The organism is Streptomyces gardneri, assembly GCF_006539185.1.
GTDB lineage: Bacteria > Actinomycetota > Actinomycetes > Streptomycetales > Streptomycetaceae > Streptomyces > Streptomyces gardneri.
Genome location: NZ_BJMN01000058.1, coordinates 17,089 through 28,908, shown reverse-complemented (window position 1 = coordinate 28,908; position 11,820 = coordinate 17,089). Strand labels below are relative to the sequence as shown.

Sequence of the window (11,820 nt, the reverse complement as noted above, 5' to 3'; positions counted from 1 at the left end):
CTTACGGGTGGGCGTCGTCGGTCCCGCCGAGACGTCCGGTCAGCATTCCCGCGAGGGCCGCCGTGGTGCCGTAGGTCCACAGCAGCGTGGGCGACAGCTTCATCCCGAAGGCCATTTCGAGGCGGTTGCGCAGCTCCAGGCTCATCAGTGAGTCCAACCCAAGTGACTTGAAAGGAGCTTCACGGTCGATGGAGCCCGCCTCGAGCCGCAGTACACGGCCCGCGAGTTCACGGATCTTGCCCTCGACGAGGACGGGCCGCTCCGTGTCGGAGGAGCCGCGCAGCCGGCCGAGGAACTCCTCGGCCCCGCCGCCGGCGGTGGCGCCGTCCTTGGCGAGCTCGGCGATGGCACGCCAGCTGGGCTGTGCGGCCGTCTCCGGGTACGCGTCGAACCAGTGCCGGGCGTCCAGGGGGACGTACGACACGACCTGTCCCGGGGCGTCCAGGAGGTGGAAGAGCGCCTGCCAGCCCTCGGCGGCCGTGAAGCCGGTCATGCCGTGGTCGGCGAGGCGTTCGCCGCGGATCGCCTCGTCGGCGGCGAGGCCGATGTCGGCGAACGGTCCCCATTGGACGGCGAGCGCGGGCCTCCCGCGGTGCCTTCGGGCCTGGGCGAGGGCGTCCATGTAGACGTTGCCCGCGGCGTAGCCCGCCTGTCCGGGGTTGCCGACGAGGCCGGCGACCGAGGAGAAGAGGACGAACAGGTCGAGCGGATCGTCCTCGGTGAGGGCGTCCAGGTGCCGGGCGCCGTCCACCTTGGGGGCGAGGACCTTGTCGAGCTGGGCGCCGGTGAGGTTGGCGAGGACCGCGTCGTCGAGGACGCCGGCGGCGTGGAACACGCCCCTCAGGGGCGGCAGTTCGGCCCGTACGCGGTCGAGTACGGCCGCGAGTCCGTCCCGGTCGGCGACGTCCACCGGGAAGGTGGTGACGGTGGCGCCGCGCTCCCGCAGCGCCCCGATCCGTGCCAGGGCCGCGTCGCCGGGTGCGGAGCGGCCGAGGAGGACGAGGCTCCGTGCGCCGTGCTCCACGAGGTGCTCGGCCAGCGAGAGGCCGAGCGCGCCGAGACCGCCGCTGAGGAGGTAGCTCGCGTCGGGACGCAGCCGTCCCTCGGGGAGCGGTTCCGGGACGACGGCGGTGACCCGGCCGGGCTCGGTGAGGACCAGCTTGCCGGTGTGCTCGCCGCGCGCCATGGTGCGGAGCACCTCGGCGGCCCGGTCGAAGGCGTACGGGGTGACGGGCAGCGGCGGCAGGGTGCCGTCGGTGACCTTCTGCCACACGGCGTCCAGGAGGCGGGCGAAGCGCTCCGGGCGGCGGGTGATGAGCCCCGCGACGTCGACGGCGGAGAAGCTGATGCCCTTGGCGAAGTCGCGGAGGCTGATCGTGCGGGAGGCGTAGATGTCCCGCTTGCCGACCTCGACGAACCGGCCGTCCTCGGCGAGGGCGGCGAGACCGAGGTCGATGGCCGCGCCGGAGAGCGAGTTGAGGACGACGTCCACGCCCCGGCCGCCCGTGACCAGGGCGACGTCCTCGGCCCAGGACAGGTCCCGGGAGTCGAAGACGTGGTCGATGCCGAGGGCGCGCAGTCCGGCCCGCTTGGACTCGGTGCCGGCGGTGGCGATGACGGTGGCGCCGAGCGCCTTCGCGACGCCGACCGCGGCGAGGCCGAGGCCGCCGGCCGCCGAGTGGATCAGTACGGTCTCGCCGGCCTCCAGACCGGCCTGCTCGGCGAGCGCGTACCAGGCGGTGGCGGTGACGAGGGGCAGTCCCGCCGCCTCGGCGTCGGTCAGGGCCGCGGGGACGGGCCTGACGTGCCCGGCGGGCACGGTGAGGTGGGAGGCGACGGCGCCGAAGCCGCAGGCGACGACCCGGTCGCCGACCGCGAGGCCGGTGACGCCGGGGCCGACGGCGGCCACCACGCCGGCGCACTCGCCGCCGATGAGGCCCGCTCCCGCCGAGGTGTCGGGGTAGGTGCCCATCGCCTTCATCACGTCGATGAAGTTGAGGGCGGCGGCGGTGACCTCGACCTCGACCTGCCCGGCGGCGGGGGCCGTCCTGGCGTACGGGCGGAAGGCGAGGCCCTCCCAGAGGCCGGTGCCGTCGGGGCTGAGCCGGAAGGGCTGGGCGGGGCCGGCCCAGGGAGCGGTGATGCTCTCCTCGCTCTCCTCGCCGCGGACGACCCGGCCGACGTGGCGGTCGGTGCCGCGCAGGACGACCTGGTCCTCGGCGTCGGCGACGAGCAGCTGCCGGGCGCAGGACCCGGCCCAGTCGTCGTCGCCGGTGCGGACGTCGAGGAGGGTCGCGGCGAGCTCGGGGTGCTCGCGGCGCAGGACGCGGCCGAAGCCCCAGTAGAGGGCCGCGCCCGGGTCGGGTGCCGTGTCGGCGGGCTCGGCGGGTACGGACTGGGCGCCGTCGGTGACGACGAACGTCCGCGGCGGCACGGGCAGCGCGGTGACCGCCTTGACCGTCCCGGCGAGGGTGAGCAGGCCGGCGCGCTGGGCGTCCAGCCCCCGGTCGGCGCCGGGTGCGAGGAAGACGAGGCCGGCGGCCCGGTCGCTCTCGCGGAGCGCGGCGGCGAGGACCTCGACGGCGGCGGGGTCGGTGGGGTCGGCCTTCAGGACGTCGATGCTGGCACCGGCGGCGGTGAGCGCGGCGGCGAGCTCGGCGCCGTGCCCCGAGGCGTCGCAGACCACCCAGTGCCCGGGGGCGCGGTCGCCGGCGGCGGGCGCCTCCTCGGCGGGCCGGAAGGCGAAGCGGTGCAGTCGCGCCGGGTCGACGCCCTCGGCGGTGGCCGTCTCGATGGTCTGGAAGGCGAGTCCGGCCATCCGCAGCAGCGGCCGCGCGTCCTCGTCGTAGCAGACCAGGTCGAAGGTGTCGTCGTCGTTGCGGACGGCGTGCGCCAGGAGCACGGAGACGTGGGCGTCGCGCGGCAGGGCGTAGTCGACGCGCCGGACGGCGGTGGGGACCACGGTCGCGTCGCCGGGCAGCAGGGCCAGGGTGACCTGGAGCGCCGCGTCCCACAGGGCGGGGTGCAGCTCGCCCGGGCGGACCCCGGCGAGGCAGCGGTCCGGGAGCCGTACCTCGGCGAGCGCCTCGCGCTCGGCGAGGCTCAGCGTGCGCAGGCCCTGGAACGCGGGCCCGTAGTTGAGGCCCCGCTCGCCGCAGGACGCGTAGAAGTCGTCCGGCTCGACGTCCCGGGCGCCCGCCGGCGTACCGGGGAAGGCGGGCAGGTCGGGGTCGGTGTCACCGCCGACGCGGGCGGTGGCGTGCCGGGTCCAGCCGTCGGCCCCGGGGGCGAGCGAGGCGAGGGTGAAGCCCGCCGACGCGGCCCCGTCCTCGCGCCAGACGGCGCCGAGGCGGACGGGCTCGTCGGTGAGGGTGAGGTCGCTGCGGAACCGGACGGTGTGCAGGGCGCCGGGGTTCTCGCCGGTGCGGGCCCGGGCGGCGGCGACGGCGAGCGCCAGCATGGCGGCGCCGGGCAGCACGACGGCGTCGTACACCTGGTGGTCGCGGAGCCACGGCAGGTCGTTCAGGGACAGCTCGGTGCGGCCCTCGTGGACGTCCTGCTCGGTGCTGGCCGGAGAGAACTCGAAGGCGAGTCCGCCGGGTCCGGCGGTACGGCGCACGGCGTCCGGCAGCCAGAAGCGGGAGCGCTGCCAGGGGTAGGCGGGCACGGGGGCGCCGGCCCGGGCGGGCAGCCCGCCGAAGGGCGCGAGGCCCTGGACGTACGCGCGGGCGAGGGCCTGCGTGAAGTCGCCGAGGGAGCCCTCCTGGCGGCGGAGGCTGCCGAGGACGGCCACCGGCCCCTCCCGGGTGGCGGCGAGCTGCTCGACGGCCGGGGAGAGCACCGGGTGGGGGCTGATCTCGACGACGTGGGTGACGCCGGCGTCGAGGAGCTTGCCCAGGGCGTCCGCGAAGAGCACCGGCTGCCGGAGGTTGGCGGCCCAGTAGGCGGGGTCGAGGGAGTCGCCGTCGAGCTCGCGGCCGACGACGGTGGACATCAGGGGGACGGCGCCGCGCCGGGGGCGGATCGGCGCGAGGACCTCGATCAGCTCGTCGGTGAGCTCGTCCATGTGGTGGCTGTGCGAGGCGTAGTCCACGTTGACCAGGCGGCAGAAGGTGCCGTCGGCCTCCAGGAGTTCGCGGAGCATGAGGACGGAGTCGGTGTCGCCGGAGAGCACGCAGGACGAGGGTCCGTTGTTGACGGCGAGGGAGACGGTGTCCTCGAAGCCGTCGAGCGCCTTGAGGGCGCCCTCGACGTCGAGGTCGACGGCGAGCATCCGGCCGCGGCCCGCGGTGCGCTTGGCGAGCGCGCTGCGCAGGGCGATGATGCGCGCCCCGTCCTCGTACGAGAGGTGGCCCGCGATGGTGGCGGCGGTGACCTCGCCCTGGCTGTGTCCGATGACGACGTCGGGCTCGACGCCGGCGGCGCGCCACATCTCGGCGATGCCGATGGACATGGCCCAGAGGGTGGGCTGGACCTGGTCGTTGTGTTCGAGCCACTCGTCGCCGGCGGCGCCGGAGAGGACGGCGGTGAGGTCCCAGGAGATGTGGGGGCTCAGGGCCTCGGCGCAGCGCCGTACGGTCTCGGCGAAGACCGGCGACCGGGCGTACAGGTCCTGGCCCATGCCGGCCCACTGGGAGCCCTGGCCGGGGAGGACGAAGGCGACCTTGCCGCGCTCCTTGGCGCGTCCCGTGAAGGTGCCGGGCAGCTCGGCGTCGGGCGCGGCCTCGGTGAACGCGCGGAGCCTGTCGAGGAGTTCGGCGGCGTCCTCGGCGACGACGGCCGTGCGGGCGGCGAAGTGGTCGCGCTCCCGGCCGAGGGTCGCGGCGAGGGCGACCGCCTCGGCCGTCGTGGCGTCCTCGGTCAGGGCGTCGAGCACGTCGGCGGCGCGCTGCCGCAGGGCGGCGTCGTTGTGACCGGTGAGGGGCAGCAGCAGCGGACCGGTGGCCTCGTCCGCCGGGGACTCCTGCGCCGGGGGCGTGCGGAGCACGACGTGGGCGTTGGTGCCGCCCCAGCCGAAGGAGTTGACGCCCGCGTACCAGGTGCCGTCGGCGGGGATGTCGGCCGGCTGGGAGGCGACGTCAAGGTTCAGCTCGCCGAAGGGGATGTTCGGGTTGAGCTCCTCGGCGTGGAGGGTGCGGGGGATGGTGCGGTGCTTGAGCGCGAGGATCGTCTTGACGATGCCCGCGAGTCCGGCCGCGGCTTCCAGGTGGCCGATGTTCGACTTGGCCGAGCCGATGAGGAGGGGGCCGGCCTCGACGCTGCGCGCGGTGCCGAGCGCCGTGCCGAGGGCCTCGGCCTCGATCGGGTCGCCGCGCAGGGTGCCGGTGCCGTGCGCCTCGACGTAGCGGAGGCGGTCGGGGTGGACGTCCGCTTCGGCGTAGACCCGGCGGAGCAGGTCGGTCTGGGCCTCGACGTTCGGGGAGACGAGGCTGTGGCCGCCGCCGTCGTTGTTGACGGCGCTGTTGACGATGACGCCGTGGATGCGGTCGCCGTCCGCGAGGGCCGTGTCGAGCCGCTTGAGGTAGAGGCTGATGGCGCCCTCGCCCCGGACGAAGCCGTTGGCCTGGGCCGAGAACGCCCGGCAGTGGCCGTCCGGCGACAGGCCGCCGAAGTGGGTGAGGCCGATGGAGTTGTCGGGCATCAGGATCAGGTTGACGCCGCCGACGAAGGCGCCTTCGAGTTCGCCGGAGCGCAGGGCGCCGACGGCGAGGTCCAGGGCGACGAGGCCGGAGGAGCAGCCCGTCTGGACGACGAGGCTGGGGCCGCTCAGGCCGAGGAAGTACGAGAGGCGGGCGGCGACGATGTCGAGGCCGTTGCCGACGGCGCTGTGCTGGGTCGTCCGGACCCCGCGCTCCTTACGGGCGATCTCGTAGTCGTGCCAGAGGGCGCCGACGTAGACGCCGGTACGGGTGCCGCGGACCTTGGAGGCGGGAATGCCCGCGTCCTCCAGGGTCTGCCAGCCGACCTCCAGCATGAGGCGCTGCTGCGGGTCGATCTCCTCGGCCTCGCGGGGGGATATGCCGAAGAAGCCGGGGTCGAACTGGTCGACGTCGTCGACGAGTCCGGCGAAGCCGGGGATCTTCTTGACGGGGTCGAGCTGGGCGGAGGTGTCCCAGCGCTCGGGCGGTACGGGGCGTACCGCCTCCTCCCCCGCGGTCAGGAGCTTCCAGTAGCGGTCCACGTCGGGGGCGCCGGGGAACCGGCCGGCCATGCCGACGATCGCGATGTCCCGCTGGGGGTCGCCGTGCCCGTCGCTGTTCTGTGGCAGGTCAGTCACGGCTCGCCTCCTGAAGGACCGGGCTCGCGGTGGCGGGCGTGGGCGCCGGGGCGTTCCGGGCGGCGGCGAGGTCGACGGGGTCGATCTCGTGGCGGGCGTTGATGACCTTGTTGAAGATCCGGTACTTGCCGGGGATCGAGTTGAGCACCCGGAAGCGGAGGCGGCGCAGCTTGATGCCGCGCGGGTCGCCGATGGCGAGGAGGCCCTCCTGCATCCGCTGGAAGCCGGTGACGTGGATCTTGTGGGCGCGGCGCTTGGCGACGAAGTCGGCGAGCTCGGCCTTGGTGACGACCCGGTCCTGTCCGCCCTTGGCGAGGGACGCGGCGATCACCGGGACGATCGTGATGGCGTCCTGCATCGCGAGGTTGACGCCCTGGCCGAGGATGGGGGTCGCGGTGTGCGAGGCGTCGCCGATGAGCAGCAGGCCGTCGCGGGCCCACTCCTCCAGCTCGGCGGTGAAGATCTCCAGGAAGCCGGTGTCGTCCCAGGTGTGCAGGTGCTCGTCGACGAGCGGGGCGAGCTGCGGGGAGATCGCCATGATGCCGCGCTTGAACGCGTCGAAGCCGGCGGCCCGCAGGTCCCCGAGGCCGCGCTTGGGCAGGTTGTGCCCGATGCGCAGGGAGTCGGGGAAGGTCGGCAGGACCACGAGGTGGCGGTCGCCCTCGATGACGAGCTGGGCCTCGCTGCCCCACTCCGGCGGGCGGGGCACCAGGAAGGAGAGGAAGTCGCGGGCCATCGGCTGGACGTCGGCGACGAGTCCGGAGGCCTTGCGGACCTTGGAGAAGCGGCCGTCGGCGCCGATGACGATCCGGGACCGCACGGTGACCTTCTCGCCGCGCCGGGTGAGGACGGCGCCGCGGACGGTCCCGCCCTCCTCGACGAGGGAGGCGAAGGACCAGCCGGAGAGGTAGGTGTGGCCGGGCAGCTCGGCGGTGTGCCGGTTGAAGATGCGGATCAGTCCGGGCTGCGGGATGTCGATGGGCAGCGGCAGGCCGGCGAACTTGGAGTAGTCGACGCGCAGGACGGGGCGCTGCTCGGCGATCGTGGTGACGGCGGTGGTCTCCAGGAAGCCGTGCTCGCGCAGCGCCGGGCCGAAGCCCAGCTGGTTGAGCGAGGCCACCGACGGAGCGGCGATCGTCTCGCCGCGGAAGCTGCGCTCCAGGCTGGTCTGCTTCTCGACGAGGACGGTACGGATGCCTCGGCGGGCCAGCAGACAGGCGAGCAGGGAGCCGGCGGGACCGCCTCCGACGATCAGGACGTCGGTCTCGTCGGGTATTCCGGCGGAGCTGCCCTGGTGGGCGGATTCGGTCATGCCAACTCCCAGTTGTCCAGGCGGTTCTTGATGCCCGCGAGGATTTCGGCGGCCATCGCGCCGTCGAGTACGCGGTGGTCGAAGACGAGCGAGAGGGTGAAGACGGGCGCGACGGCGACGGCGCCGTCGCGCACCACGGGGGCGTCGGCGATGTGGCCGACGCCCAGGCCGAGCGTTCCGGTGATGAGCGGCAGGATCGCGCCGACCTGCTCGTGGCCGATGGAGGTCACGGCGAAGGTGCCCTGGAGGGCGGCGCGGCGCACCGGGTTGCGCATCATGGTCCGGTAGACGGCGCGGAAGGCCGGCAGCGGCAGGCGCTGGAGGCGCTTGATGTTCGCGAAGGGGCCCTGGTCGTCGACGTCCGCCGTCTTGTAGAGGTCGATGGCGGACTGGACGGCGGTCACGTCGAGGGCCTGGACGTCCCGCACGATGCCGGAGACGACGCAGCGCTGGCCCTCGACGGTCTTGTCGAAGAGCACCTTGGCGTGCACCTCGGGCGAGGTGGTCAGCTTCGGGGAGCGGCCGCCGAGGATGACGGCGCGGGCGTCCGGGTAGTCGGCGAGGACCTCGGCGGTGGCCTTGACGACGTAGCTGACGTAGCTGACCGGTGTGGCGGCCCGGGTGCGGGCGGCCTTGAGGGCGGTCGCGTCGACCTCGGTCATCAGATAGACGTGCGAGGTGCGCCGGGCGTCCTCCAGGAAGACCAGCGTCTGCTTGCGGGCGGCGGGCAGCGGGGCGGTGACCGCGCTCATGCCCGGGCTCCGGCGGCGGCCTCGGTGTCGGCGACGAGGGACGCCAGCGCGCCGAGGGTCTCGGCGGCGGTGAACCGGTCGTAGTCGAGCGAGGAGCCGAGCTCGCGCTCCAAGTAGACGAGGATCCGCAGCTGGTTGACCGAGTCCCAGCCCTCGATGGCCTCGAGCGGGGCGTCGAGGGCGAGGGTGTCCTCGTCGACGTCGAGCAGCTGCGCGACGGCCTCGACGACGAACGCCACGGCGGCGTCCCGGTCGTGCTCGGTGGGCTCGTTGGGGGTCGCCTCAAGGGGCATGGAACTTCCCTTCGCCGGTGCCGACCGCCACCCAGTCGGGCAGTTCGGCGAGTTGAGTGAGGTCGTGGCGGAAGTCGCCGTCCTGCCCGGTGAACCCGAGGGAGGGGTAGAAGTCCGCGAAGCGGCCGTTCTTGGCCGTGGGCACGTGCCGGCCGCGGACGCCGGATGCCCCGGCGTCGAGCGCGGCGCGCAGGACCAGGCCGACGACGGCCTGCTCGATGGATCGGGAGAAGACCCGGCAGGACAGGACGAAGTTCTCGATCGCCCAGTCCCCTTCGCCGTCCGGTCCTGCGGTCTCCCGCACGAGGGCCAGGGCGCCGACGAGTCCGTTGTCGCCGAAGGCGTCGGTGGCCCGGACGCCGAAGAAGGCGGCCTGTCCGGTCTCGACCCGCCGGGCGACCTCGTCGGCCCCGTAGCGGATGCCGGTCAGGTTGAACTGGTTCGTCTTGCCGAAGAGCTGCGTGATGCGGGCGCCGTTGAGCGTCCCGTACTCCTCGACGGTGATCTCGGAGGCCAGCTCCCGGAGGTAGTCCTCGACGCTGACGGCGGTCTGGAGCAGTTCGTCGCGCTGGGCGCGCGCCCGGTAGAGGGAGCCGCGCACACGGTCCTCGTCGGTGAGGGCGAACTGGTTGAACAGACCGGCGCGGGCGACGGCGGAGGCGTACCCCGCGGGGTCGTCCGGCAGGGCGACGACCGTGACCTCGGGGCGCTGGGCCTCCATGAGGCCGCGCTCGGCCGGGTTGTCGTCGACGAAGACCATCGAGTCGGTGCCGATGTTGAGTTCGGCGGCGATCGAGGCGACGTTGCCGGGCTTCGGGTCCCAGTTGGCACGGAAGGCGGAGAAGTCGTCCGGGCCGAGGACCATGTCGGGGTGGCCGGCCACGGCCTCGCGGGCGACGGAGTCGTCGTTCTTGGAGCAGACCGTGAGCAGGACGCCCTGCCGGGACAGGTCCTTGGCGAGCGCCTGGAGTTCGGCGTGGGCGGAGCCCGGGAAGGAGCCGCCGATCTTCAGTGCGGGGATCCCGTCGTCGCCGACGACGCCGCCCCACAGGGTGTGGTCGAGGTCGAGGACGAGGCACTTCCTGGCGCGGCCGAGGCGGGCCAGGACGACCCGGGCGACCTCGCGGGCGTAGACGTCGAGGAACTCCTGGCTCCAGGCGTGGCCCGCGATGTGCCGCATCCGGTCGGTGGCGGCGGCCGAGCCCGCACGCGCGGCGAGGCCGTCCGTGGCGAGCACCACGACGTTCGGACGGCCGGCGAGGTCGAGGATCCCGGCGTTCATGCGGTGCCAGGCCGCTTCGACACGGGCCTTGGTGGCGTAGTCGACGTAGCGGTCGCGGCGCAGCGCCGACAGCGGCAGCGTGTTGAGTACGGCGACACCGCCGGGCGCGCCCTCGAAGGCCGTCAGCCAGGCGTCGAGTTCGGCGGGGAGGGCGGCGCACCGCGCCTCGACCTCGGCGGCGTCCAGCGGGTCGGCGACCTTCTCGAAGACGGCGGTGTCGTCGAGGAGGCAGGCGGTGACCGCGGGGGCGAGCTCCTTGAGGTTCGGGGCGCCGGAGAGGATCTCGAACCGCCACTGGTTGAAGCCGGTGGTGCCGGTCTCGGGCTGGACGCCCTCGGCGAGGAGCGCGGCGGTCAGCAGGTGGGGCAGCGGGTCCACGGTGGAGCTCGCGAGCAGCCCGAGGGCCACGGGCGTGTACCGGCCGGTGGAGGCGAGCGCGGTGCGGACGGCCCGGCCGCCGAGGAGCATCCCGGCGGCCTCGCGGTCGAGGGCGTCGTCGAGGGAGCGGAGCAGTCCGGGGACGCGGTCGGCGGAGTCCGCGATGCCCGCGCGCTTGAGGGCGCGGAGTTCGGTGAGGGCGTCGCCGGTCATCACCGGGCTCCGTTCTGGTGGCGCAGCGCGAGGCCCGAGGTGATCCACTTGGAGGACTCGACGTTGGCGACGAGGAGCCGTCCTTCGACGCCGAGGCCGGAGCGGATGCGCCGCATCGCCCGGTTGAGCTGGATGAAGGGCACGGCGTTGCCGTTGTTGCCGGTGTCCGCGACGCAGTTGACGGCCTGCTCGGGGCGGACGCCGAGGCGCTTGCGGATGGAGTCCGTCATGACGCCGTTGAGCTGCGGGAGGAGGACGTGCTCGACCTCGTCGAGCTGCCAGCCGGTCTCGGCGGTGAGCTCCTTGAAGATGGACTCGGCGTGCTCGGGCACATGGTGCTCGATGGCCTTGTAGTCCTCCTCGCCCCAGGACTCGCGGTACGGGCCGTCGGGGCCGTCCAGGAGCGGGGCGCCCTCGACGCCGAACCAGCGGGCGGTCTGCGCGGGCTTGCGGCCCATGCCGGTGGTCCGCAGGAAGAGGTGCTCGACGAGCAGGCCGGGACCGTCCGGGTCGGCGTCGACGACGGCCGCGCCGGCCCCGTCGCCGAAGAGGGCGAAGTTGATGAGCTCGGCCGGCGACATGGCCTCGATCTGCCCGCTGGACGGGAAGAAGTTGAGGCAGGTGTCGGCGCCGATGACGAGGCCGCGGCGGAGCCCGGAGGCGAGGAGCGCGCGGGCGGTGTAGAGGCCCGTGAGGGCGCCGGCGCAGCCCGACATGAGCTGGAAGGTGGGGACGTCGTTGAGCCCGATGCGGTCGGCGACCAGGTTGACGGTGGCCGGCATCAGGTGGTCGGGCGACGCGGTGGTCAGGACGAGGAAGTCGAGCGAGGCGACGTCCACGTCGGCGTCCGCGAGGGCCGCGGTGGCCGCGGCGACGGCGAGGTCGCCGGTGCTCTTGGGTACGGAGGGTGGGGAGTCCGTCGCGCAGAAGTAGCGGGTCCGGTTGCCCGTCATCATGTCCAGCCACTTCTCGTGCAGGCCGAACCGCTCGGCCATGTCCCGATTGGTGACGGGTTCGCCCGGAAGGACTTCGCTGAATCCGGTGAGCCTCATGCCGTCGCTCCAGTCAATGTGGTGTTGACCAGGTCGAGCAGTGCGCGCGGCGTCTCCGCCGAGGCCACCCCGTCCCGGTCCAGTTCGACGCCGTACTCGCGTTGGATACGGCCGGTGGTCTGGAGCAGCGCCAGCGAGTCGTACCCCAGGTCCTGGAAGACGACGTCGAGGCTGCCGGTGTCGAGGACGCCCGGCGTTTCCCGGTCCTGGAACTCGAGAAGGATCTCGCCCAGCTCCCGCAGGGTGAGTTGTGCCATCGTC

The 11,820-nt window shown here is 73.6% G+C and carries 7 protein-coding genes; all 7 read right to left on the bottom strand.

The genetic code is table 11. The annotated features are described in order from the left end of the window. Position 1 precedes the first annotated feature (1 nt). Genes SGA01_RS35165 through SGA01_RS35135 form a run of 7 tightly spaced genes read right to left on the bottom strand, consistent with a single transcriptional unit; the run spans position 2 to position 11,816 of the window. Positions 2 to 6,277, bottom strand: coding sequence for a type I polyketide synthase (locus SGA01_RS35165; protein WP_229917571.1), 6,276 nt, complete (start codon positions 6,275 to 6,277; stop codon positions 2 to 4). After that, positions 6,270 to 7,589, bottom strand: a complete 1,320-nt coding sequence (locus SGA01_RS35160; RefSeq protein WP_063785784.1) for an FAD-dependent oxidoreductase — start codon at positions 7,587 to 7,589, stop codon at positions 6,270 to 6,272. The genes SGA01_RS35165 and SGA01_RS35160 overlap by 8 nt, the downstream gene beginning before the upstream one ends. Beyond that, positions 7,586 to 8,341 carry a 2-oxo acid dehydrogenase subunit E2 gene (locus SGA01_RS35155; RefSeq protein ID WP_141301916.1) on the bottom strand — a complete coding sequence of 252 codons (756 nt, stop codon included), beginning with the start codon at positions 8,339 to 8,341 and terminating at the stop codon, positions 7,586 to 7,588. The genes SGA01_RS35160 and SGA01_RS35155 overlap by 4 nt, the downstream gene beginning before the upstream one ends. Beyond that, on the bottom strand, positions 8,338 to 8,634 hold the full coding sequence (locus tag SGA01_RS35150; RefSeq protein ID WP_141301914.1) for an acyl carrier protein: 297 nt from the start codon (positions 8,632 to 8,634) through the stop codon (positions 8,338 to 8,340). Before SGA01_RS35150 ends, SGA01_RS35155 begins: the two co-directional genes overlap by 4 nt. After that, positions 8,624 to 10,507 (bottom strand): HAD-IIIC family phosphatase, encoded by a 1,884-nt coding sequence (locus SGA01_RS35145; RefSeq protein WP_141301912.1) that lies wholly within the window; start codon positions 10,505 to 10,507, stop codon positions 8,624 to 8,626. The genes SGA01_RS35150 and SGA01_RS35145 overlap by 11 nt, the downstream gene beginning before the upstream one ends. Further along, complete coding sequence (locus tag SGA01_RS35140) at positions 10,507 to 11,559, bottom strand: 3-oxoacyl-ACP synthase III family protein (RefSeq protein ID WP_141301910.1); 1,053 nt, start codon at positions 11,557 to 11,559, stop codon at positions 10,507 to 10,509. The genes SGA01_RS35145 and SGA01_RS35140 overlap by 1 nt, the downstream gene beginning before the upstream one ends. Next, positions 11,556 to 11,816 (bottom strand): acyl carrier protein, encoded by a 261-nt coding sequence (locus tag SGA01_RS35135; RefSeq protein WP_055643876.1) that lies wholly within the window; start codon positions 11,814 to 11,816, stop codon positions 11,556 to 11,558. The genes SGA01_RS35140 and SGA01_RS35135 overlap by 4 nt, the downstream gene beginning before the upstream one ends. Positions 11,817 to 11,820 lie beyond the last annotated feature (4 nt).

Bases quoted from the DNA above. Each gene is read 5' to 3' on its own strand.
- SGA01_RS35160 (WP_063785784.1), bottom strand. From the start codon at position 7,589: ATGACCGAATCCGCCCACCAGGGCAGCTCCGCCGGAATACCCGACGAG.
- SGA01_RS35155 (WP_141301916.1), bottom strand. From the start codon at position 8,341: ATGAGCGCGGTCACCGCCCCGCTGCCCGCCGCCCGCAAGCAGACGCTG.
- SGA01_RS35135 (WP_055643876.1), bottom strand. From the start codon at position 11,816: ATGGCACAACTCACCCTGCGGGAGCTGGGCGAGATCCTTCTCGAGTTC.
- SGA01_RS35145 (WP_141301912.1), bottom strand. From the start codon at position 10,507: ATGACCGGCGACGCCCTCACCGAACTCCGCGCCCTCAAGCGCGCGGGC.
- SGA01_RS35140 (WP_141301910.1), bottom strand. From the start codon at position 11,559: ATGAGGCTCACCGGATTCAGCGAAGTCCTTCCGGGCGAACCCGTCACC.
- SGA01_RS35150 (WP_141301914.1), bottom strand. From the start codon at position 8,634: ATGCCCCTTGAGGCGACCCCCAACGAGCCCACCGAGCACGACCGGGAC.